This is a genomic window from Ruminococcus sp. HUN007 (assembly GCF_000712055.1).
Lineage (GTDB): Bacteria > Bacillota > Clostridia > Oscillospirales > Ruminococcaceae > HUN007.
Genome location: NZ_JOOA01000001.1, coordinates 337,764 through 361,227 on the forward strand (window position 1 = coordinate 337,764; position 23,464 = coordinate 361,227).

20 protein-coding genes and 1 pseudogene are annotated in these 23,464 nt (G+C 40.9%); 2 read left to right on the plus strand and 19 right to left on the minus strand.

Features of this window, described 5'->3' with window-relative positions:
• Window positions 1-83 precede the first annotated feature (83 nt).
• Window positions 84-1,670 carry an EAL domain-containing protein gene (locus CC97_RS01460; RefSeq protein WP_081849934.1) on the plus strand — a complete coding sequence of 529 codons (1,587 nt, stop codon included), beginning with the start codon at window positions 84-86 and terminating at the stop codon, window positions 1,668-1,670.
• Window positions 1,671-1,880: 210 nt separating this feature from the next.
• Here the strand turns inward: CC97_RS01460 and CC97_RS01465 are convergent, their stop codons facing one another.
• The 18 genes and pseudogenes from CC97_RS01465 to CC97_RS01560 form a co-directional block, all read right to left on the minus strand.
• A complete protein-coding gene (locus tag CC97_RS01465) occupies window positions 1,881-2,120 on the minus strand; it encodes an AbrB/MazE/SpoVT family DNA-binding domain-containing protein (RefSeq protein ID WP_044973413.1) in 240 nt (79 codons plus the stop codon).
• Window positions 2,121-2,290: 170 nt separating this feature from the next.
• Window positions 2,291-3,667: a thioether cross-link-forming SCIFF peptide maturase gene (scfB, locus tag CC97_RS01470; RefSeq protein WP_044973414.1), complete on the minus strand. Its 1,377-nt coding sequence runs from the start codon at window positions 3,665-3,667 to the stop codon at window positions 2,291-2,293.
• A 113-nt stretch (window positions 3,668-3,780) separates the two neighbouring features.
• Entirely contained in the window at window positions 3,781-3,906 is a 126-nt protein-coding gene (gene scfA / locus CC97_RS20755) for a six-cysteine ranthipeptide SCIFF (RefSeq protein ID WP_044973850.1), read from the minus strand.
• 12 nt (window positions 3,907-3,918) lie between these two features.
• Window positions 3,919-4,044, minus strand: a pseudogene (gene scfA, locus CC97_RS20760) (six-cysteine ranthipeptide SCIFF); the annotation flags it as partial.
• A gap of 84 nt (window positions 4,045-4,128) precedes the next feature.
• Complete coding sequence (locus CC97_RS01485) at window positions 4,129-5,133, minus strand: dockerin type I repeat-containing protein (RefSeq protein WP_044973415.1); 1,005 nt, start codon at window positions 5,131-5,133, stop codon at window positions 4,129-4,131.
• Between the two features lie 30 nt (window positions 5,134-5,163).
• On the minus strand, window positions 5,164-5,583 hold the full coding sequence (gene ruvX, locus CC97_RS01490) for a Holliday junction resolvase RuvX (protein WP_044973416.1): 420 nt from the start codon (window positions 5,581-5,583) through the stop codon (window positions 5,164-5,166).
• A 19-nt stretch (window positions 5,584-5,602) separates the two neighbouring features.
• Window positions 5,603-6,514 (minus strand): dihydroorotate dehydrogenase, encoded by a 912-nt coding sequence (locus tag CC97_RS01495; protein ID WP_044973417.1) that lies wholly within the window; start codon window positions 6,512-6,514, stop codon window positions 5,603-5,605.
• Window positions 6,515-7,279, minus strand: a complete 765-nt coding sequence (locus tag CC97_RS19920; protein ID WP_044973418.1) for a dihydroorotate dehydrogenase electron transfer subunit — start codon at window positions 7,277-7,279, stop codon at window positions 6,515-6,517.
• 256 nt (window positions 7,280-7,535) lie between these two features.
• Complete coding sequence (locus CC97_RS21485) at window positions 7,536-8,642, minus strand: GNAT family N-acetyltransferase (protein ID WP_347493443.1); 1,107 nt, start codon at window positions 8,640-8,642, stop codon at window positions 7,536-7,538.
• A 137-nt stretch (window positions 8,643-8,779) separates the two neighbouring features.
• Window positions 8,780-9,034, minus strand: a complete 255-nt coding sequence (locus tag CC97_RS20765) for a hypothetical protein (RefSeq protein ID WP_242848091.1) — start codon at window positions 9,032-9,034, stop codon at window positions 8,780-8,782.
• Between the two features lie 121 nt (window positions 9,035-9,155).
• Window positions 9,156-10,349 carry a DUF4173 domain-containing protein gene (locus CC97_RS01520; protein WP_044973420.1) on the minus strand — a complete coding sequence of 398 codons (1,194 nt, stop codon included), beginning with the start codon at window positions 10,347-10,349 and terminating at the stop codon, window positions 9,156-9,158.
• Between the two features lie 450 nt (window positions 10,350-10,799).
• Window positions 10,800-14,300: a dockerin type I domain-containing protein gene (locus tag CC97_RS18415; protein WP_049962606.1), complete on the minus strand. Its 3,501-nt coding sequence runs from the start codon at window positions 14,298-14,300 to the stop codon at window positions 10,800-10,802.
• 54 nt (window positions 14,301-14,354) lie between these two features.
• A complete protein-coding gene (locus CC97_RS01530) occupies window positions 14,355-15,266 on the minus strand; it encodes a calcium/sodium antiporter (RefSeq protein ID WP_242848092.1) in 912 nt (303 codons plus the stop codon).
• Between the two features lie 241 nt (window positions 15,267-15,507).
• The gene (locus tag CC97_RS01535) at window positions 15,508-15,864 is read right to left on the minus strand and encodes a hypothetical protein (RefSeq protein WP_044973421.1); all 357 of its coding nucleotides are present in this window, start codon (window positions 15,862-15,864) and stop codon (window positions 15,508-15,510) included.
• 262 nt (window positions 15,865-16,126) lie between these two features.
• Window positions 16,127-17,086 carry a hypothetical protein gene (locus CC97_RS01540; RefSeq protein ID WP_044973422.1) on the minus strand — a complete coding sequence of 320 codons (960 nt, stop codon included), beginning with the start codon at window positions 17,084-17,086 and terminating at the stop codon, window positions 16,127-16,129.
• Window positions 17,083-17,535 (minus strand): helix-turn-helix domain-containing protein, encoded by a 453-nt coding sequence (locus CC97_RS18425; RefSeq protein WP_049962609.1) that lies wholly within the window; start codon window positions 17,533-17,535, stop codon window positions 17,083-17,085. Before CC97_RS18425 ends, CC97_RS01540 begins: the two co-directional genes overlap by 4 nt.
• Before the next feature lie 143 nt (window positions 17,536-17,678).
• Window positions 17,679-19,988 (minus strand): leucine-rich repeat protein, encoded by a 2,310-nt coding sequence (locus tag CC97_RS01555; RefSeq protein WP_044973423.1) that lies wholly within the window; start codon window positions 19,986-19,988, stop codon window positions 17,679-17,681.
• Window positions 19,989-20,236: 248 nt separating this feature from the next.
• Window positions 20,237-21,457, minus strand: a complete 1,221-nt coding sequence (locus CC97_RS01560; protein WP_044973424.1) for an ATP-binding protein — start codon at window positions 21,455-21,457, stop codon at window positions 20,237-20,239.
• A gap of 397 nt (window positions 21,458-21,854) precedes the next feature.
• On the opposite strand from CC97_RS01560, the gene CC97_RS18430 reads away from it, so the two are divergent.
• A complete protein-coding gene (locus tag CC97_RS18430; protein WP_049962610.1) occupies window positions 21,855-22,562 on the plus strand; it encodes a LytTR family DNA-binding domain-containing protein in 708 nt (235 codons plus the stop codon).
• Window positions 22,563-22,726: 164 nt separating this feature from the next.
• Here CC97_RS18430 and CC97_RS01570 read toward each other — a convergent pair whose 3' ends face one another.
• A complete protein-coding gene (locus tag CC97_RS01570; protein ID WP_044973425.1) occupies window positions 22,727-23,410 on the minus strand; it encodes a DNA alkylation repair protein in 684 nt (227 codons plus the stop codon).
• Between the last annotated feature and the right edge of the window lie 54 nt (window positions 23,411-23,464).

The window sequence follows — 23,464 nt, forward strand, 5'->3', positions numbered from 1 at the left end:
AGAACTCATGAGTGAAATTCAGGATCTCCGGTCGGAATTCAAGGACACAAAATACGATATACGTTACAAGAGTCTTGCCTCCAATGTCATCAATTATCTTATTGATTCGGAAAAATGTGTTCACAATCAGTCACAACGGCGAGTACGATCAGGTAAATTCCTACATGGAGCAAACCCTTGTTGACTACATAAACTCAGTAAACAGTAATCTGTCAAGCTTTAAAAACATGCTTCATGAAGATATGGCAGAAACCAGAACTGACCTTGAGAAAAGTGTAAAAGTTATTTACATGCAGGTTCTTATAATTCTTATCATTCTCATCGCCTGTTCAGTATTCTGTCTAATCATCAGTTTCAGGCTTTCGCATGAGATCATAAACATTGATCCGCTTACGCAGATACCGAACTTCGATTATTTCCTTGACTACTGTCAGAAACCTTTTATCCGCAAAAACTTAACGAACTATTCGATAATGAGTATAGACATCAAAGGCTTCCAGTATTTCAATCAGCAGCTCGGTACAGGCTTTGGTGACGCACTTCTTCTGGAATACGCCGCACAGCTTAAGAAAAACAAGTCACGTAAAAGATACCGTGAATTCATTGCCCGCGTCAACGGTGACTCATTTATCGCTCTTCACAGGACCGACAGAATTCCCGTAATCACGGACTACTTAAGACAGGTTGACATGAACGTACGTTTCAATGACAGCATACAGAAAGTATCTGTAAACTCAAGATGCGGTGTCTGTCCTCTGGATAAAGGCATAAGCGTCATGGCAGCTGTTGAGAATTCACGTACGGCACTTAAGGAAGCAAAAAAACTCTCAAACACCAGCTGTGTATGGTATTCGCCGAAAATGAGCGAAAAGGAAAGAAATTCAAAGGAAACCATCGCAATGTTTTCTGAGGCGATCAAAAACAAAGAGTTCCTTGTCTATTACCAGCCCAAGGTCGACATGAACACAAACAGACTCTGCGGCTGCGAAGCTCTTGTACGATGGATGCATGACGGAAAGCTTATCCCGCCGTTCAGTTTCATTCCAATCCTTGAAGATGAAGGATACGTAACTGTACTGGACTTCTATGTTTTTGAAAAAGTCTGTGAAGACCTTTCGGCATGGATAAGTCAGGGTATTGAACCGGTAAGAATATCCTCCAATTTCTCAAAGCTTCATCTTAAAAACAAGAGACTTGCCGAAGACATTCTCGAAATTATCAGCCAGTACAATGTTGATAAAAAATATATCGAGATCGAGCTCACTGAATCATCCGGTTACGATGATTTTGACGCAATGACGCAGTTCGTAAACAAGATGAAAAACGAAAATATACACACTGCTATAGACGATTTCGGTACCGGATATTCGTCACTGTCACTTCTTAAAGATCTGGACATCGATGTTGTAAAGCTCGATAAGTCGTTCCTGAACGGTGCAAATACGGATCTTCAGAAGCAGATGATCGAAAACATAATCAAAATGATACGCGACCTTCATCACGACGTTATCTGTGAAGGCGTTGAAACAAAACAGCAGGTACAGTTTCTTAAGAGCGTTAACTGTTTCATGGCACAGGGTTATCTTTATGACAAGCCTCTGCCGCATGACGACTTTGAAAAACGTCTTGTAGACCCTGTTTACGTACTTAAAGAAACTGAAAAAAATTAACTGAACACGATGCAAGTTCCCTCCTGACAGTACACGCAATGAATGAAATTCGGACTGTCCGGAGGGATTTTTTATGGAAAAACGGCTGCGTATAATACCGCTATATCTTTTTAAGGGACAATACCGCAGGTATTAAAAAACAACAAAAAAGCAGGTACAGTAAAACCCATACCTGCTAATCTGTGAACTATTAAAACAATTATCTGTTAATTACTTTCTGAGTTCATTCATGCACTTCTGGCAGATGCTCTTGCCCTTGAAGTCGAGAAGATCTTCGTTGTCGCCGCAGAGAACGCATGTTGACTTGAACTTCTTGAGGATGATAGCATCCTGGTCAACGTAGATTTCTACGCTTTCTCTGTCATTAAGACCAAGAGTTCTTCTGAGTTCCTTTGGTAATACGATTCTGCCGAGTTCGTCGATTTTTCTTACAATACCTGTTGATTTCATCTTTATTATTTCCTCCTGAGATAAATATTATCTGTTATTATTATATATTATTAGTAGGATTATGTCAATAATAACAGATATAAACTTGACATAAAATTTTACCTGTTAATTCTATGCACAATTACCTGTACTAAAAAAAGTATATAAAATTCCGGTGCTTTTTGTGCGTTTTAGCATGAAATATCTGACTTTGCTATCTGCATCATAATTGCACATTCTATACGTTTTCTGAAAAGGCGGCAGCCCGGTTCATATATTCCTGTTATATCTCCTGCTGCATGGTATGCATTTGCCGCACATCCTCCTGAACAGTAAAGCTTAGCCCAGCAGTCAGCACAGTCAGGACGTGAATAGATATTGCACTTTCTGAATTTTTCACGCATTTCCGTGTTGGTTACACCGTCGTAAATATTACCCATAAGATAATCCTCATCACCAACAAACTGATGACACGGATAAAGGTCTCCCCACGGTGTAACTGCAAGATATTCCGTACCGGAACCGCAGCCTGAAAGTCTTTTGTATATACACGGGCCGTTCTGAAGATCGATCATGTAATGATAGAAGGTAAATCCGTTTCCGTTTCTGTATCTTTTTATCATTTCCTTCGCAAGGATCTCATACTGCTCAAACACCTTAACGATATCTTCCTCAGTAAGTGCCGAAGGATCATCAGGAGCACAGACTACCGGTTCCATGGACAGCTCCCTGAAACCGAGATCAGCCATATGGAAAATATCATTTGTAAAATCAGGGTTAAAATGAGTGAACGTACCTCTCATGTAATAATTCCTGTCGCCGCGTTTTTCAACAAAATGCTTGAACTTCGGCACGATCGTGTCATAGCTTCCTTTTCCGGCATAGTCAACACGGAAGCGGTCGTGGACTTCCTTACGTCCGTCAAGGCTGAGAACTACGTTATGCATTTCCTTATTGCAGAAATCGATAACCTCATCATCAACAAGAACACCGTTTGTAGTAAGCGTGAATCTGAAGTTCTTGCCTGCATCCTTCTCCACTTCCCTTGCGTATTTTACAAGCTGCTTTACAACGTCCCAGTTCATTAAAGGTTCGCCGCCGAAAAAGTCCACTTCAAGATTTCTTCTGTTTCCTGAATTTTCAATCAGGAAATCCAGTGCTCTTTTTCCTACTTCGAAGCTCATAAGGCCGCGTTCGCCCTGGTACTTGCCCTGACTTGCAAAACAGTAGGAACAGTTAAGGTTACATGTGTGTGCAACATGAAGGCAGAGAGCCTTTACGGTATTTGAATTATTCTTAAGCTTTGATGCTTTGTCTGCAAAAATATCTTCGGTAAAAAGTCTCTCATCGTTTTTCAGTGATTCCACATCATCGATATACATGAGAATATCCTTTTCAGTTACTCCGTTCTTTCCGTGCACAGGCAAAAGTTTTTCAACGATCTGTTCCTTTGAATTTCCTTCAAATTCTGCTATAACATCGTATGCAACGTCATCTACCACGTGGATCGACCCACTGTAAACGTCAATAACGATATTGTATCCGTTAAGTTTATACTGATGAACCATTAATACTCCTTATTACGTAAGTAAAGCCGAAGTCAGAGGGCTTCGGCTTACTGTATTTTAATAATGCTGCAAATGACATAATGCTGTCATTTACTTAATTTTTTCAGAAACAATCAGTTTCTTTCGCAAGGCTGGTTAGCAACACCGCATGATGTCTTGCATGCTGACTGGCATGATGTCTGGCATTCGCCGCATCCGCCTTCTGCATTTCTGAGGCCTCTTGTAGCGATAGTTCTGATTCTGCCTGTGCTTTCACATGGCTGATTAGCTACACCACATGAAGTCTTGCATGCTGACTGACATGATGTCTGACATTCGCCGCATCCGCCTTCTGCATTTCTGAGATTTCTTGTTTCAATTGACTGTATTCTGTTCATGATGATTACCCTTTTCCTTAATAATTTTATAATTCAATTATACAATAACAGTAAAAGTTTGTCAAGTCTATGAACGATCAATTATCAGAGTTCATCTATCTTCTTTGCAAGGAAACGCATAAGATGAGCTGCATCGGCAAGGTGGAATATTCCGTCGCCGTCCAGATCAGCATGATCGATCTGTGAATCGTCAAGATCTGCATCACCGAGAAGTCCAAGGCTCATGAGTGTAAGATCTGTAGTATCTACCTTACCGTCACCGCTTATATCGCCTTTTACGTTAATCTCAGTAAACGGATAAGCACTAACAAGAGTCTCGCCGGTTGTATTGTCGGTAAGTACAAGATTTCTGAAACGGAGTTCTGTTCCTGCTGAAAAGCAGTCATTAGCTGTTGTGGAACCTGCACCTCCAAGGAAGAAGCACCATTCCGCTTCCGGTATATCTGCAATACCTGTAAAATTACAGCTTACATTCAGAGTGTCGCCCTTGCTGATACTCTGGTTGTTCCATGCATCGCTGTATGTTGTTTCAGCATTTTCCCAGAGCGTACCGTCAACATAGCTTTTTACTGTGGATACACCGTACTGATTGTGCCATACTTCACCGGCAACAGCAGCACCTACGTCCTTCGAATCATAGTTTGCTATTTTAGTATAATAGCTTCCCAAATTGCTGGATGATATTGTATAGCGGATGGAATATTCATGATCCTTTACGATCGAGAAACCTCTTATTCTGAACTGAAGATCCCACTTGTCCGTACCGCCGCGTTTTTCACCACCCGGATTAATTACTTTAAAAATGTATTCCCTGTTTTCTTCATCGTTAAAAAGTTCACCTTCTGCAGGATCCGTAGCATTCAAATGCCATACTGTAAAGTCTTTCTCCTCTTTTTCAGATGGTTCTTCCTTTTCGGATTCTGCTGGTTCTGAAGTTTTTTCACTGCTGTCATCAGCTTCTGCTTTATCAGCTTCTTCCGATACAGACACTTTTTCTTCTGCCGCTGTATCATCTTCAGCATATACAAACGGAACTGCCAGAGATGATACCATAAGCAGAGATGTTAAAAACGAAACTGCCTTTTTCATAAAAACCGTCCTCTTAAATTTCAACTCATTTCAAACTGAGTTTTTTCTGAACCCTAAATAGCTTTCAAGGATAATTGTTGCTGCAACAGCATCAACTACCGCTTTTCTTTTTTTGCCTCTTGTATTTGTCTGGTTAAGATAGTAATGAGCAGATACGGTAGTGCTTCTTTCATCCCAAAGTTTCACCGGAACTTCAACCAGTTCAGAAAGCTTCTGTGCGAAAAGTTCGCACTTCCGGGCACGTTCGCCTATAGTGCCGTTCATGTTTTTCGGATATCCGACAACTACTTCTTCGGCACCGTGTTCCTTTGCTGCAGCCGCTACCTTTTCAATACATCTTTCAAAATTCTTTTCTTCGATTACCCCTGCCGGAGATGCCAGAAATTCGGACTTGTCACATACGGCAAGTCCTGTTCTTGAATCCCCGAAATCAACTGACATTATTTTCATGCGTTAATTTTCCTTGCACTTACCATGGTTTAACTGCACCAATGATCTCGCTTACTGATTTAATACCTTTTTCGTCGAGGAACTGGTTCATTTCGTCGATGATCTTTACAGGTGCGAAAGGATCTGTGATAACAGCAGCGCCTACCTGAACGGCAGAAGCTCCGGCCATCATCATCTCAATGGCATCACGTCCTGATGATATACCGCCCATTCCTATTACAGGGATCTTAACAGCATTAGCTACCTGCCATACCATACGTACAGCTATCGGGAATACAGCCGGGCCGGACATACCGCCGCAGTTGTTTCTGAGTACAGGTCTGCGTGTATTTATGTCTATTCTCATTCCAAGAAGAGTATTGATAAGCGAAACGGAGTCCGCCCCCTCTGCCTCTACTGCTTTCGCAATTGAAGCAATATCCGTAACATTAGGTGAAAGCTTGACTATAAGCGGTTTACGTGTCGCATTTCTTACTACCTTTGTAACTGAAGCTGCACCTTCACAGCTTACACCAAAAGCTGCACCGCCGTGCTTGACATTAGGGCATGAAATGTTGAGTTCGATCATATGAACGTCAGTTGAATCAAGCTTTGCAGCAACTTCAGCGCATTCCTCAGGTGTTGAACCTGCAATATTCGCAATAATAACGGTATCTTTTTTCATAAGGTTTGGAAGTTCACAGCTTATGAAATGATCTATTCCCGGATTCTGAAGTCCTACTGAATTGAGCATTCCCATAGGAGTTTCCGCAATTCTCGGAGGAAGATTACCTGTTCTGAGTGTTCCTGTGGTACCCTTTGTTGCAATACCGCCGAGTCTTGAAAGAGAATAGAATTCCTCGTACTCACGTCCGTATCCGAATACGCCTGATGCAGGGATAACCGGATTTTTGAAATCCACACCCGCAACCTTTACTGAAAGATCAGCCATTTACCAGTTCACCTCCTTTGAATCAAATACCGGACCGTCCTTGCATACATGTCCGAAACGTTCTTCCCCGTTCTGCTTAAGTCTGCACGCACATACAAGACAGGCGCCTACGCCGCAGCCCATTCTTTCTTCAAGAGAAACCTGACACGGTACGCCTTTTTCCTCAGCTATTGATGCTACTCCTTTGAGCATCGGAATAGGACCGCACGAAAGGACCTGTGATGCACCGGCAATCTTTTCAGCGATTGGAACAGTGACAAGGCCATGCACACCGCATGAACCGTCATCAGTACAGATTATTACCTCAGCACCTGTTGCTTCGAAATCTTCTCTGAGGATAACTGCATCTGCACTTCTGAAACCGAGAATAACTACTGCATTCTTACCGTAGTGCTTTGCAAGCGGAAGAAGAGGAGGAACACCAATGCCGCCTCCTGTTATAATGGTCTTTCCGGATACTTCGTTCATGGTAAATCCATGACCAAGCGGACCAACTATATCAAGATTTGCGCCCTTAGGTGTATCAGCAAGCTTAAGTGTGCCCTCACCCTTAGCCATAAAAACGATTCTTATTGTCCCTTTTTTCTTGTCGATCCCGCAAAGTGAGATCGGTCTTCTGAGAGTGTGTCCCTCAGGAAGAATATTTACAAACTGACCGATTTCCGCAGCCTGTGCAATTTCAGGACAAAGTATAGTAAAGTCAAATATCTGCTTTGCCAGATTCTTTTTTTCCAGCAGGAGATATTTTCCCTGATTATATTTCATGGTTATCATTCCTTTTATTTATTATAAAGATATAAATATGTTAAAATGCTGTAATATCATTATCAAGTGCTATTTTAAATTATAACATATTACTATTTTTCAGTCAACGATGTAACAGCTAAATCTGCAAAAATGAACTAACAGAAAGCCTTTACAGCGGCGAAATATGCCACCTGTCACAATTACTATAAAAAAAACAGCTTTATCGCGGACACTAATGTAAAACTGTCGTTTTTCTGCAGGAGATAAACGTCTTTTAATCTTCCTTTAAAAGTGAGAAATACATTCTGTCCTGATACTCTCCGTTTATACAGAAATACTCCGGAAGGACGCCGTCGAGTTTGAATCCGCATTTTTCAATGACCCTCTTGGATGGTATGTTCACAGGACGGGCGCATATCTGGATCTTATTGAAGCCGATCTTTTCGAATCCGTATTTTATAATTGCCCTGGTAGCTTCCGTGGCATAGCCCTTGCCCTGATAAGCGGTTCCTATGCAGTACTCGATCTCACCGAAATGGTTATTCGGATCAACAAGGAAATACGCTACCTGTCCGATACACTCGCCGCTCTCCTTTTCCGTGACTGCCCATCTGAAATAGTATCCGCTCTGATAATAGCCTATATATTCATCAAGCAGACCCTTTACAGCTTCCGGTGTCTTGTAGGAAGGCTCGCCGTAATTGTTCTGTACCTCATCATCAGCTACCCAGTTTCTCATCATTGAATCGACATCATCAAAAGTAAACTTTCTGAGAATGAGACGTTCAGTTTCAATGACCTGAGTGCCGCAGCCGGTAATGGCCTTTTTGTCAGGCACTTCCTTTTCCGCACCGTGTTTTCTTATCATGCTTACCGCTTCATCCATTGTAACGCATTTTGCATAACGTCCCGGCCACATTTTTTCGTTGTAGAATTTATAAATGTTTTCGCCGTCAAGATATTCGTTGCCGCGTGTAGTGTTGCACTTTTCCGGAACGATCATTTCAAAGTCATTTTCAAATCCGCTCTTTATGGTCGCATCGATACAGTAATCCGTCATGAGTCCGACTGCCATGACTTTTTTAACATGCTTTACCTGCAGATATCTTAAAAGCCCTGTCGTTCTGTAAAAAGCACTGTTTACGTTCTTGTCAAACACCTTTTCACTGAGTTTCGGTGAAAACTCCTTAAATATTTCAAAATCATCGTCACCTACTGAAAAGCCGGTACCGGGGCCGTCATCATGACGGACAAAAATAACTTCCACGTTATTTTTACGTGCTTCACTGATCAGAGTACCTGTGTTTTTCTTAAACTCATCAAAAGCGTACAGTCTGTCATCTGTGATACCATTCTGAATATCAACTACCAGTAAAACCATTTGTTTCTCCTCCTGTTTCAGTCCTTGTGTAGTCAGGAAAAACACTTCTGTGTATTCCATTTGTTTACATTATACCACAAAGTGCATTATCACGCAAGCAAAACAGAAGGACAGACCGTAATTGTTATCGGAAAATATCAGCGCTTTTCAAGATTATGGCGTATGATCAGGGATGATATATTCATTTTATCATAGATATCGAATCCTGCTTTTGAACTCAGTATCCAGTCAAAATTACCGTTGTCACTGTAAATATAATAATCGTCTTCTTTAGTCCATCCGCGTTCATTTTGAATTATTTCCGTGATCATATCTCTGTATTCCGGAGAAGAGATCTCAGCTGCTGAATCAGCTGACAGACCTGCCATTTCTTCAATATCACTGTATTTCATCGAATCGCTCATATAAGTCATATTATACTTAACGATAAGTGAATCAAACCGGCCGAAACATAAAAACGCAAACATTACTGTAAAAGCCGCTGCTGTCAGTTTTACAAAACGGAATCCGGAATTAAACTGTTTTATTATAACGAGAACAAAAAACAAGTGCTGTCAGTATCATAAACCAGCTCGTTTCAAGACGCAGTCTGGTAAGGCCGTATACGTTCATATACATCACCATTTTGCTCAGGGCAGCTGCAGTTATAAGAAGCGTGAACACAGAGATTATTATGGTGTATACCTTAAGTCCTGTGCTTTTGTTCTTTCCTGAATTCTTTGCTGTGAAATTCATCAGAAAGATAACACCGGCATTTATAAGTTCAATGGTAAACAGTTCAAAAAATCCTTTGCGGGCGTATTCCGAATAGCTGTATTCAGCAGGCAATGTACCTGAAAATGCTGAAAGGAAGTAAGAAGCCTGTGAAATAAAGAAAATTATATACAGAATACATATTGGAGTTACAGTGCTGTAAACTATAATGTTATTCATTCCGCGGAAATTGCAGCAAACCGCCTCACACCGGTCTTCATCAGCTTTCAGGAAGAAATCACTGTGCGTATGTGAATAAAAAAGTCCGAAAAGATACATAGCGCCGAAAAGAGTAAATATGCTCTCTGCAATAAGCTGAGTATAATCGCCGCTGGTCAGCCTGTCCGCTATAGAGCCAAGTATCCGTTCAACCCCGTCGTCAGCTGACATCAGCAGAGATCCGGTAACTATGGTAAGAGGTGTCGCAAGAATCAGTCCTGCTGTAACATAGAGGATGTTTTTAAATTTGTTTTTACTGCTGCTGAAACTTGCCGGAAAAATCTTTCCCAGACAGCTGAACGGATTGTTCAGCGTACCCTGTTTTATATCAAACAGTGCGTAGTCACGAAACAGTTCTGTCTGTCCTGTCGTGCAGTGCACAAGATAAGATCCGCCGATCATAAGAAATACAATATCAAGTCCCCTGGCCGTCGGATCCGCCGTCAGTGAAAATACTAAGCTGAAAGCGTACAGAACACCTGTCCAGATCTTGTGTCCTGTCTGAAAAGTACATCCGTTCTTCTTAAGAAGATGCAGGGTAAAGCTGATCACAGCAATATAGAAAAGAGTTGTTACATACCCCGTTGTATGCCATAAAACAAAATGAGCAAACATAGCTGCCGCTATCCATACGACAAGTGCAGTCTTTCTGTCAGCCGCGCTGAAAACTGCCTTCGGTTTCAGTGAAAAGGATCCAGCCGGATCAGGTGCAGTTAAATTCATATCTTCATTCATAATCTTTCTCTCCTGTCATATTGAACGTACCGGATGATCGGTCCGGTATTCAGGAAAACAGTGACCGGTAGGCTAAGGCACAGAGTCCTGATTCTGCCCGGTTACTGAATACCTGCTTCGAAACAGCTGTTTTATGTTATCTGTATTATATCATGAAGAAAACTGCTTGTCAATATAAAATTATTGTTTTCCGATAAATTATTTTTATTTCACGGATATTAATTATTGTTTTGATATTTCAGGCAGCATTTATCTTACTGATCTTGCAACACTCAAGCAGTATCTTTCAAAGAAAATCACAAAGTTCTGATCATTAATACACCATAAACAAGCAGCATATCCGGATCACGTCCTGTGTAATCCGGATATGCTGCTCTTTTTGTATACGGAACTGTATCAGAAAAGCATGCTGATCAAAGATCAGCATGCCCTCACTTTCAGTATTAACTTTTATGCCGGTGTTTGTGTCGGCGCTGCTGCTGCAGGCTGTGCTGACGCCGGAGCCTGTGTCGGCGCTGTTGCTGCAGGCTGCGCTGACGCCGGAGCCTGTGTCGGCGCTGTTGCTGCAGGCTGCGCTGACGCCGGAGCCTGTGTCGGCGCTGTTGCTGCAGGCTGCGCTGACGCCGGAGCCTGTGTCGGCGCTGTTGCTGCAGGCTGCGCTGACGCCGGAGTCTGGGTCGGCGCTGCTGTTGCCGGGGTCTGTGCTGGTGACGGATTCAGAATAAGGCCTGCAAGGAGTACGAAGTCGTATGTGCTGAATGATCCGTCTTCGTTTACGTCACATGTATCCCTGTACTTTTCAGAACCGATGAGTACTTTTTTCAGGTAAAGCAGATCTTCGGTATTTATCTTTCCGTCTGCATTAACATCACCTTTAAGCTTCGAAAGATCGATCTCTTCCTTTTCCTTCGGAGCAAGAAGTCCTGTCATTATTTTCAGATCGTCATAATTAAGTTCACTGTCATAACGTGTGACATTGGCATTCTTTTTTCCCTGTTCAGACGGAACATAGTCTGATATATTCGCAATGTACCTGTGTAACATTAATGCATCAAGTATATCAAATTTATTATCACAGTTAAAATCTCCGTACACCGGAACAAAATCCGAAGGAACATGTTCTTTCGCAGGAAGTGTGGTTTTACCGGCCAGAAAATCTTCAAGTACATGCAGATTATCACTGCCTCTATCATCGGATTTTCCCCAGAATACATCGATATTCTCAAGGCCCTGTTTTGACGGATGATAATCTGATACGCCGTAAATATACTTAAAGTACATTGAAAGATCGGTAATATCAACTTTATTGTCGCAGTTAAAGTCGCCTGAAAGGTGTTCATTATCGACCGTTGTAAGCTCGTCCGAATTCAGTTTGTTCTTTCCTGCAAAGAATTCTGCAAGCATCTGAAGGTCATCAATGTCGACCTCTGTCGAATCTTTCTTATATACATTAGCATTTGCAAGTCCCTGCTTTGAAGGCTGGTAATCTGATGTTTTTGTTATGTATTTGTAAAGCATTGAAAGATCGGCTATATTTACTGCATTGTCGCAGTTAAAGTCACCGGCAAGGTGTTCTGAATCCACCGTTGTCAGCTTGTCCGAATTCAGTTCATTTCTTTTTCCAAGGAATTCTGCAAGCACCTGAAGGTCATCAATGTCGACCTCTGTCGAATCTTTCTTATATACATTAGCATTTGCAAGTCCCTGCTTTGAAGGCTGGTAATCTGATGTTTTTGTTATGTATTTGTAAAGCATTGAAAGATCGGCTATATTTACTGCATTGTCGCAGTTAAAATCGCCCGCAAGGTGTTCTGAATCCACCGTTGCCAGCTTGTCTGAATTCAGTTCATTCTTTGCGGCAAAGAATTCTGCAAGCACCTGAAGATCATTAATGTCGACCTCCGTTGTATCTTTCTTATAAACATTAGCATTTGCAAGTCCCTGCTTTGAAGGCTGGTAATCTGATGTTTTTGTTATGTATTTGTAAAGCATTGAAAGATCAGCTATATTTACTGCATTGTCGCAGTTAAAGTCGCCCGCAAGGTGTTCTGAATCCACTGTTGTCAGCTTGTCTGCCGGAAGAGCAGTTTTTCCGCCTGCACACTCAGCAATAGCTGCTACGTCGTTCAGATCCAGTTCTGTTGATTCAGGTTTAAATACATTTGCATTTTTAAGTGCCTGTCCGGACGGCTTATAGTCAGTTGCTCCGTTAATATAGCTGTTGAGCAGTACTGCATCTGCCACACTGACGACATTATCACAGTTGAAATCGCCGGCTGTAACTGCATCTTCGAGTACGGAAGCATATGAAACCTGCACTTTTTCTCTGGTCCATAAATCTCTGAGGCCGGCCAGATTCTCTATTATTACCTGCAGATCATCATAATTCAGTTCGCTTCCCAGATAAAATGCATCCGCATTTATAATACCTTCCGGCGTAAGAGGATTCGCCTCTTTGTCTTTAAAATACTTATTCAGTGCGTCGACGTCATCAAAATCCACATCTCCGTCGCAGTCTGCATCTCCGTATATCGGCGCCGGTTTACTGTTATCTATCTCTCTGGTCCATAAAGGCCTGAATCCGGCAAGGTTTTCAACTATTACCTGACAGTCCTCTTTTGTCAGTTCATTTCCCGGATAAAATGCATCTGCATTTATAATTCCTTCCGGTGTAAGCGGATTTGCCTCTTTGTCTTTAAAATATGCGAGCAGTGCACTTACGTCATCGAAATCCACATCTCCGTCACAGTCTGCATCTCCGTATATTACTGCCGGTTTAGTGTTATCTATGTCTCTGGTCCATAATTTTCTGAGATCAGCAAGGCTTTCTACTATAGCCTGCCCGTCTTCATATGTCAGTTCTATTCCCGGATAAAATGCATCTGCATTTATGATTCCTTCCCGTGTAAGCGGATTTGCCTCTTTGTCTTTAAAATATGCAAGCAGTGCGCTTACGTCATCAAAATCCACATCTCCGTCACAATCGGCATCTCCGTATATTACTGCCGGCTGACTGTTATCTTTATCTCTGGTCCATAAATCTCTGAATCCGGCAAGATTTTCAACTATTACCTGGCAGTCATCGTACGTAAGTTCTATTCCCGGATAAAATGCATCTGCGTTTACTAATCCTTCCGGTGTAAGAGGCGGAGGTAAATATCTTTCAAATATATTACGCAGTAATTGTTCAGCCTCATCATCCGTCAGTTCATCTTCCGGAAATGCTTTCCTGACACGTTCCGGATCTTCCTTTGTAAACGTAAAATTTATTTCGCCACTCAGATGACTAAGCAATGCATCAACATCCGAAAAATCGACATCTCCGTCGCAGTCGGCATCTCCGTATATTACTGCAGGTTTGCCGTTATCTATTTCTCTGGTCCATAAATCACGAAATCCGCCCAGATGTTCCGCTACAGCCTGTGCATCCTCGTATGTCAGTTCTATTCCCGGATAAAATACATCTGCATTTATAATTCCTTCCCGTGTAAGCGGATTTGCTTTGCTGTCTTTAAGATACTTTACTATCGCTTCAACATCATCATTATCAACATCTCCGTCGCAGTCAGCATCTCCGTATATTACTGCCGGTGCACTTTTAACTATTTCTCTGGTCCATAATTCGCGGCATCCGGCAAGATTTTCAATTATTGCCTGAACATCATCATAGTTCAGATCTATTCCCGGATAATAAACATCTGCGTTTTTTAATCCCTGTTCCGAAGCCTTTACTGATTCAGGATCAGAAAGATATTTCGTCAGTTCACTGACATCAGTGATATCTACAGTACCGTCGCAGTTGAAATCACCGTAAAGAGAAGCTTCGACAGCTTTTACAGTACTGTCATTAACTGCGCCGTACCATCCTGCTGACAGGGAACCTCCTGCCAGGCACAGTGCTGAAATTCCGGCAGCTGTACGTCTGGAAGCTTTTTTTAAATCTGAACTCATACTCATAACCTCCGTTATTTACTGTTCATTATTTCATATCGTCCGGTATTATCATCAGAAAGCAAACTCACGGGCAATGGCAAATGCCATATATCCGATGTACAGCACTGTAAGCGCTCCGCCTTCCGCTCTTGTTATCTTTTTGCCTGTTATGCAGAAGATATAGGCAATGAAACTTATTGCAGCGAGAATACCGCAGTCTGTAAGAGTCTGAACTACATCTGTATGTCCTACCGTGATCGGCGAAATAGCACCTGATATTCCGAGAATACAGAGAATATTGAATATATTCGAACCGATAACGTTACCCATTGCCATATCATTTTCGCCGCGTCTTGCCGCTGTAACAGATGTAACAAGCTCAGGGAGCGAAGTTCCGACAGCGCAGATGGTCAGACCGATAAGTGCATCGCTCATTCCTGCAGCTGCTCCTATTGCGGAGGCACTGTTTACAACAAGATTACCGCCGAAAACAATTGCTGCTGATCCGCCGACTATGGAAAGAGCACATTTCCACCAGACAAACTCTGTTTTTTCCTCCTTCTTTTCGTCCTGATCCTTCATGGCACTTCTTACTGTCCATATCATATAGCCGATAAGCAAGAGAATAAGAATAAATGCTTCCGGTCTGGTAAGTGTTCCTGAACCGGAACCAAAAAGAAGCATAAGGCAGAAAATTACAGTTGATGCCAGAGTGACCGGATAGTCACGGAACAGAAGTTCCTTCGTAACTACCGACGGAATAATAAGTGAGCATATGCCAAGCACTACAAGCAGATTGAACAAATTCGAACCGACAACATTGCTTATCGCCATGGAATTGGCGCCTTTAAGCGCAGCTGAAATACTTATGGCAAGTTCCGGGGCACTTGTACCGATGGAAACTATCGTAAGACCGACAATAAGCGACGGAATACCAAATTTCCGAGCAAGCGATGAAGCTCCGCTGACAAAAAAAATCCGCACCTTTGATAAGCAGTATAAAACCTGCAATAAGAAGAACTATCTGTAAAATAACAGTCATCTGTAAACTCCCTCTTTTTTCAAAAATATAATCACAAATAACAGTATAACCTATTCCGGTAAAAAAAGCAAGAATTTTTCTGCCTTAACACACTTATCTCAGGAGACTCTGATCAAAGGCATCCCGAAGGATGCCATCAGATCTTTATCCCCTTTTTTCAACGTAACTGCCTGCAGATGATATTCAATTCAAAGGCTTATACTCGACCCATTCCCCGTCAACAATTGTTTCATATTTTCCCCATTCAGGATTACCGGTTTCACGCCCTTTTACACGAACCGGAATAAAAGCATCGTGCTGACAGTACGGCAGTGGATCATCAATGTCTATCCAGCCTCTCTCATCTATTTCATCATCCCAGTCTTCATATACATCTTCTATATCGTCATAGTATTGATCAAATGAACATTGGATAGCATCAACGCTGCAATACTGAAAGAGAAATACACCATCTCTTTTAGTTTGATAAAGCATTATCTTGTAAATATAATCTTTTTTATTACACTTAAAAGGATTCTTCAGATAAGCATATTTTCTCACGATAATCCCTCCGATTTTGCAAGATGTATTTATCAAATCATATCATAAATAACGCAATTATTCAACCATTTCACATCAAATCATCGATGATTTTACCGAAAAATTCAGTTATACAACTATCCGATTTCAAAAATTGTTGCTGCCTTCGGCAGCATTATAGATAGCATTTTTCATCACAAGTGATGAAAAATACCTTTTCAAGAAGACGCAAATAACCTTCCGTCAGACGAAACCTCTGATGACGGAAGGTTATATTTTTTTATTAATTAAGCACCATACTCATCCGTTCATCGAAAACGCTGTCCGGTACGAAGTAAAGCGATACTGAAAAGTTCATCTCTGACTCCGGAATATCTATAATTATTTTGGTACATTCATCGGTGATAAGTGTTTTCCAGTCGTCCGGAACTACATATCCGCCGTCAACCTTCTCGATCTGCGGATGGAACGGATAATATGTGTAGTATTCGCTTTCAAGGACGTTGCTTCCGCTCTTAATTTCACCGCCGGCATACAGCAGTCCTTCGCCTTTGATTATCGGGATAACGTAGGTACTGCCTTTTTTCACTGATACTATTCTGTCAATCGGGTAATTCACGTCTTCTACGGTTATCTCGTCACCGGCAGAAAAATCTCCGCTTAAAACTCTGTTCACTTTTATCTTATAAGCCACAGTTGACTGCTTATAATTCATTACGCCGTCCGGTTCAAATTTATCAAAAGCATAGGAATACTCGTAGTTATTCACCCACATATCGAGAATTTCACCCTCGACCACAGAAGAATCATTACGGGTGATATCTTCATGGAATACATCAATGTCAAAAGCCAGATAACTCGCCTCTGCTGTCTGTTCATATCCATCAATATCCGGCATTTCATTATTCTTAACCAGTTTGCTGTAAAGCATCGGTGCACCGGAACGTTCTTCTGTTTCAGATGTTCCCGTATCTGTTGCGGTACTCTCCGAAGATATTTCAGTCGTGATATCCGGATAAACATGAATCTCTTCAGTATGAAGATCTTTTCTGAACAGTCCAGCTTTTTCTGCTCCAAACAGCCCAGCACCGACTATAGCAAGGCACAGAGCCGATGAAACGGTACGAACTTTTCTGTTTTTCGCTTTTCTGAAATCTGCCGAAACTGCTTTGAAATTATCAGATTCTGCTATGTAATCACGGTCGATACCAGATAAAGCATCACGTAAATCATTCTTTTTCATCTGATCATCCCCTCAAGGTGTTTTCTGAATTTCTTTCGTGTACGCATAAGAACAGTCCTGACATTCCCTTCTTTTATGCCGTAGTTTTCAGCAATTACGCTGATATCCTCGAAATAGTAATACCGCCTGATAAATACGCTTCTGTCGCGGCTGTTCAGTGTTGACAGAAATTCATTCAGATCTTTAAGAAGATCCCTGCTGTCAGTGTCCGAAACAAGCTTAAACAATTCATTTATTACCGCATCTTCGACACTCATGATCTCATCCGGCGATACCGAAAATATATCAGCCATTTTCAGAATAGTATTACGATCCGGCTGGCAGATATCCCTCTCCCATTTGGATACCATCGTTCTGGTAACATACAGCCTGTCTGCAAGCTGCTCCTGCGTTAATCCTGCTTTTATCCTTAATTCTGCAATTTTCTGACCGGTCAGCATATCTGTCATCACCTCATCTCTCTGATTACATTATAACCGATGAATGCACAACAGTAAAGAAACCATTTGTGACACACAGGAATACCAATATAAAAGAACAAAGGCAGAAGTTTAATCAAAGCCTCTGCCTTTTTATAATATGTGATGAAAAATTATCTTATAGCAAATTCCGACAGTTTAACTTCTTCGTTTCCTTTCATGATACTGTGAATTCCAGTACATCCATTGAAAGCATATTTTCCTACTTCAGAAATGCCTGCCGGAAGTCTGATCTCAGAAAGACCGGAACAATTATAAAAAGCAAAATTTTCAATTACCTTCAGACTTTCGGGAAAAACAACATTCTTTATTCTGCACTTTTCAAATGCATTACCGGTAATTACAGTTACTCCGTCAGGAATAACAACTTCATCAGCATCTTTGCTTCCTTCAACAACTATGCCGTTTACAACTACTACGGGATGTTTCTTCAGCTGCTCTGTTATCCATGCATTATTTTTTAAAGCGCCGTTATATATGCTTGTGATACTCTTCGGCAGACTTATGTCTTTCAAAACTTTGCATCCGTCAAACACACTATATCCAAGATGCTCGGTACCATCCGGAATAACTATTTCTGCCAAAGCAGAACAGTATCTGAATGCATATGATTTTATGCGCTTTAAGCCGGAGTTAAGCTCTATTTTTTTCATGCCTGTATTACCTTCAAAAGCATTTTCACCTATCTCGGTAACTCCTTCAGGAATACGTACTTCCTCTATACTTGTGCAGGCGGATAAAACACGGAATTCCACGATATCAAGTTTTTCAGGGAAAATATATTCCTTCAGACTGCTGCATCCGTAGAACGCACATTTTCCAATCGTATTCAGACTTTCCGGCGTATTGATTTCGATAAGAGCCGAACAGCCACTGAAAGCATAATCACATATTTCCGTAATATTTTTTCCGAGGTGAACAGATGTTATTTTCTTAAAACGTTCTTTATCATCGGCTTTTGTTCCTCTTTTATCAGGAGAAAACGCATAGGTTCCAATAGCAGTCACAGGCTTGTTTCCTATCATATCAGGAACTGTAACTACTGTATCATCGCCCTTGTATTTACTTATGGTAATGTTTCCGCCGACAGTTTTACAGCTGAAGATCGCTTTCCAGTCTTTTTCGGTCATCTCCGCAAGACCGGTTTTCTTTTCGAAGATCTCAGTACGAATTTCCTCAAGCTGCTCATCAGAAAAATATTTATTTCTGTAATCCAGAACAAGTGCTGTTATTTCTTCGTTTCCGGATGCATATTTCAGATATTTTTCGGTCTCATCGTATTTAAATTTATCAAGTTTGTCTTTGTATTCCAGAAGCATCGGAACGACATCGAAATACTTTTTCTCAAATACAGTTGTCAGAAGTTTATTTACATTTTTCTTTTCGATAAACTGATCTGTTTTAACAAGAGAGCAAATTCTTTCTGCATCATCAGCTTTAATAAAAGTGTTGACCATTTTAGGAAATTCGCTTTTTATATATTCCTTAGCCTCACTGTTTCCTGAAATGAGAAAATAGTCAGTCAGATATCTGTATTTAAGATATTTGTCGCACTCGACAGTAAAATCATTTGTAATAAGCATGTTCAGAATGGTATCAAGATCTCTGTCAGGATCTTTCAGATCTGACAGTTCTATCTCCAGACCTTTAAAGCACACAGACTTCATGTTTTTACAGTAGAAAAACATGCTTGGCTGCAAAGTTTTAAGTCCATCCGGAAGCACCACTCTTGTAAGAAGGCTGCATCCGTTGAAAGCAACAACCCCTATTTTATTTACTTCCCCGGGAATAAACGCTTCAGAAAGATTTTTGCTGACACCATACAGAACACCATTTTCCACATCGTAATCATCTGTATTTATCTCTTCGTCACTTCCATATCTTTCTGCTGTTTTCAGATCAATATAAATTGCAGGTCTGATACCACATGCGCTGCTCATCATTGTACTGTCTGTGTAGCCGTATTTATTAACAACAGCTATATCCCTGTCATAAAATGTCGAACCTGCAGAACGGAGCCACCAGTCAACACCGCGCTTTTTATCATTCACCGAAATCAGGGTTTCAGCTTCTTTTTTTGTCAATAATGTTACTTTGTCTTTCTTAACAGTTTTTATTAAATTCTTTTCTTCTTCGCTGAAAGCGTTTTCGTAAAATTCTTCATTAAGCCATTTTCTTGCTTCACTGACTTCCCACTTTCTGTCTTTGCCTTTTGAAAAAGATGCGTAATCAACCAGATGATAAGAAAGAGCAAAAATGTGATCATCGGTCTTTTCAATAATTCTCCACACAAGTTTTCCCGGATCCGGCAAACCTATCAGAAAATTCACAGTTGAATTAATATGGTACTTTCCGAACCAAAACATGTCTCCCACATTAAGTGTGACTACATCACGAAATTTTAAATGTCTGATTTTTCTCATAATTTACAATCCCCTTATAAGAAATAATTATTGCCATGCACATCCGCTAAATACATTAGTTCCGTGCATATCGGCTAATAGCAAAATAGATTTTTTTATAGTAAATATGCCTCCAGTTATTTCATCATAATATGCACATCTTAAACTGATTTCCGAATGTGCACATTTCATCGAAAAATAGATTTATCGTTTAAAAATATTATAGCACTGAATGAATATTCCTAAAGCACGTAATCTTCGTCATAAGATCATTCATAAAGTATCACCGAAACAGTGAATACACTGCCATCCGGTCTGAAGGAGCAGGTGCCGTCATATTTTTTTGAAATGATCTCTACAGAGCCGGTTCCGATGCCTTCGCCGACGTGCTTGGTGGATTTGAAAAGCCCGTTTTCGGTTCTTGTCGGCGCTGTGACAAAGCTGTTTTTTATGATGACCGAAAGGCTGTGTTTTCCCTGACTCGTTGTTTTATATGTGGAAGTCAGGTCGATAAATCTGCCGTCTTCGACCTCCGTACATGCATCAGCTGCATTTTCAAGAAGATTTCCGAACAATACGGCAAGGTCTTTCCTGTCGGCAAAAATATCTTCCGGAATATCGGCTTTCACGGAAAATGCGATATTGTTTTTATACGCCCTTTCAGAATAAAACGCCAGCACGATATTTACAGTTTCATTCTCGCAGAAGACCAGCGGCTGATCAAGGCAATTCTCCTCAGTGTATGTATCTATAAGTTCGTCAAGTGCGGAAATATCTCCGCTTTGGCGTATCTGTCTGAGCAGTGCTGTGTGGTGACGCAGATCGTGCCTTGTACGGCGCATATTTTCAAGGCGTTCATTCAGACTGTCATACTGCAGTCTTTGTATGGAAAGAACATGATTTTCCGTAAGCAGTGCAGTGTTCCTTTTGTAGAGTTCAGCAGTCTGGATGATAATACGGTAAATGATCACCGTACCAACGTCAATAATAAGCAGATACAGATTATTGATCAGGCTCATAAAGCTCTCAAACCCCTGAAGATGTGAAGCATAGAAAAACTGTGCCTCTATTAAATAAAAGACTGCAGGAACTATCCAGAGATACCGCCAGAGATAATTTCCGATATTTTCGTGATCTGCCGTATCATTTTCTGCTGCGTCATGTGAACAGATATTCCGGAATACAAACAGATAAATAAGCGGCAGCTCGACTAACAGTATCAGCATCATAAAAAGAGGATAGGTAAAGTGATACTGAAGTTTCGCACATTCCGGGAAAAACAGGTTTTCGAGAAACTTTCCGCAGTAAACTGAAAAATCCCCGAGATTACTTAAAACAAGAACGGTAAAAATCAGCTTTCCGATATGTTCTTTCAGCGCAATGAAAATAAACAGGATATAGAAAACAGCTATTATCATATCACATAACGAACTGTATGATTCAGATACCATATAAAACTGTATCTCGCGGAGAATCGTCTGAACAACCAAAATGATTCCGGAAAATGCAAATGTGACTTTTTTCCCGAAACGCCAGTGCCCTCTGAAAGTATACAATACCAGCGGGATGAACGGAAACGAAGTTACTAATGACCACAGAACAGTTTCCCATATATGATACGGATATTGATTCACAGTAATATGCAATCCCCTTTGTATTTTGATTTAAGCCGGCATACAGCCAGCAAACATAGTTTGCAGATATGCAAAGTAACATTAATATTTTATCATAGAAATCAAGCTTCGGCAAGTGGAAATTCATGCATTAAACAGAATAATTCGTGCATGGAATTTTCACAGTAAAAAAAATATGGTATAATTAAAAGGAAACGCATAAAAGGTTTTTGCGGTTACTACAATAGTAAAGATACAAAAAGGAGTTTCCCTTATGCTTATAGCGATATGCGATGACAGCAAAAAAGATGCCGAAATGATAAAATTTTCGCTTATGGACATTACCGATGAAATTGAAATCTTTTGGTTCAGTACAGGAGCCGAACTTATAGACAGCATAAAAAGCGGCACATTTTACACTCTGATCTTTCAGGACGTTTATCTTGAAAATGAGATTGGTGTGGATATAGCAAAAACCGTGAAGGAACTGTCTCCGGACACACAGATCATTTTTGTCACGACAAGTCTTGATCACGCAATAGACGCTTTCAGAGTACAGGCAATCGACTATCTTGTGAAGCCATGCTCTGAAGCAGAAGTAGTAAAGGCGTTCAGCCGCGTGACCATGCGGATAAACAAACCTTCATCCTCATCCGTTGTGCTGAATTCAGGAAAAAATATTCGTATATTCTATCCGGAAAATGTCATCAAAATTGAAAGTGACCGCCATTATACCAATATATACTGTAAGAACAAAAAAACAGAACGTTTACTCATCAAGTTTTCAAGAGTGGCGGAGTCGTTTGATAAGAATTTTATAGAAATACGCAGAGGACTTCTTGTCAATCCGGAATTTATCGAGCGAATCACCGGAGCAACGGTTATACTCTCTGACGGAAGCACGTATATACTGCCAAAAGCGAAAAAGGACAGTGTAATAACACAGTACACTGATTATGTTACTAATCAGTCTGGTATATAAGGAAACAATGATTAAATCGGAAATCCGGTGAAGCAGGATTTCCGGAGATGGGATTTGCGTGGCTTCGCCCCCGGACCCCGATGCTGATTATGAATAAATCAGCGTTTCCGCAGATAATACAACGGCCGCCTCATTCGGGACGGCCGCTGCTTTTTATATTGGAATCAGTATTTAAGCGCCTTCAGATAAGCTTTCTGTTCCGGTGTTATTCTTAAGCTTTCGACACTCTTCTGTATCGCTTTGTTATGTGTCCATTTATCCAGCTTTTTTTCTTCGATATATGGAAGAACAGAATCATACTGTTTGGCAAGAGCTGTTGCAAAGTACCAGGCGATCATCATGTTGATGTAGTATTCATCCGACCGGATCTCTGAAACCATTTCCGGATATCCGGTGTCAAAATCCTCATCGAGGAAATGCTCCATCAGCATGCCGACTGCAAACCTTACGGTAAAGGTGTCCTTCGATTTTATCCATTTCTTTATCTGCCTGAAAAGCTCCGGACGATGCTTTTTAAAAACTTTCGGTGACATCTGGTCACAGGTAGCCCAGTTATCCACATACGGCAGAAAGCGACAGAGTTCTTCCATGCATTTATCATAATCCTTCATACCCGAAATAATAAATGCATGAAGCTGGTTTTCATCGAAATACCTGTGCGGAAGTCCGGCAAGAAATTCGCCGACGTCCTCCCTTTTAAGCAGTTCCTTTGCATACTTCCGGAGTTCAGGAGTCCTTACGCCGATCATGTCATCGGCAGTTTTAGGCGGGATCAGTTTGCTCTGAAATTCCCTGTATTTTATATCCTGCATTTTAAACAGGTTTTCTGTAATTTCATCTCTTATCATACTCATACCTCATTTCATAAGTCATATTATTTTCTGCACAGAAAAGATAGACTT

Bases quoted from the DNA above. Each gene is read 5' to 3' on its own strand.
- CC97_RS01460 (WP_081849934.1), top strand. From the start codon at position 84: ATGTCATCAATTATCTTATTGATTCGGAAAAATGTGTTCACAATCAGT.
- CC97_RS01465 (WP_044973413.1), bottom strand. From the start codon at position 2,120: ATGAAATCAACAGGTATTGTAAGAAAAATCGACGAACTCGGCAGAATC.
- scfB (WP_044973414.1), bottom strand. From the start codon at position 3,667: ATGGTTCATCAGTATAAACTTAACGGATACAATATCGTTATTGACGTT.
- CC97_RS01485 (WP_044973415.1), bottom strand. From the start codon at position 5,133: ATGAAAAAGGCAGTTTCGTTTTTAACATCTCTGCTTATGGTATCATCT.
- ruvX (WP_044973416.1), bottom strand. From the start codon at position 5,583: ATGAAAATAATGTCAGTTGATTTCGGGGATTCAAGAACAGGACTTGCC.
- CC97_RS01495 (WP_044973417.1), bottom strand. From the start codon at position 6,514: ATGGCTGATCTTTCAGTAAAGGTTGCGGGTGTGGATTTCAAAAATCCG.
- CC97_RS19920 (WP_044973418.1), bottom strand. From the start codon at position 7,279: ATGAAATATAATCAGGGAAAATATCTCCTGCTGGAAAAAAAGAATCTG.
- CC97_RS21485 (WP_347493443.1), bottom strand. From the start codon at position 8,642: ATGGTTTTACTGGTAGTTGATATTCAGAATGGTATCACAGATGACAGA.
- CC97_RS20765 (WP_242848091.1), bottom strand. From the start codon at position 9,034: ATGAAATACAGTGATATTGAAGAAATGGCAGGTCTGTCAGCTGATTCA.
- CC97_RS01520 (WP_044973420.1), bottom strand. From the start codon at position 10,349: ATGAATGAAGATATGAATTTAACTGCACCTGATCCGGCTGGATCCTTT.
- CC97_RS18415 (WP_049962606.1), bottom strand. From the start codon at position 14,300: ATGAGTTCAGATTTAAAAAAAGCTTCCAGACGTACAGCTGCCGGAATT.
- CC97_RS01540 (WP_044973422.1), bottom strand. From the start codon at position 17,086: ATGAAAAAGAATGATTTACGTGATGCTTTATCTGGTATCGACCGTGAT.
- CC97_RS18425 (WP_049962609.1), bottom strand. From the start codon at position 17,535: ATGACAGATATGCTGACCGGTCAGAAAATTGCAGAATTAAGGATAAAA.
- CC97_RS01555 (WP_044973423.1), bottom strand. From the start codon at position 19,988: ATGAGAAAAATCAGACATTTAAAATTTCGTGATGTAGTCACACTTAAT.
- CC97_RS18430 (WP_049962610.1), top strand. From the start codon at position 21,855: ATGCTTATAGCGATATGCGATGACAGCAAAAAAGATGCCGAAATGATA.
- CC97_RS01570 (WP_044973425.1), bottom strand. From the start codon at position 23,410: ATGATAAGAGATGAAATTACAGAAAACCTGTTTAAAATGCAGGATATA.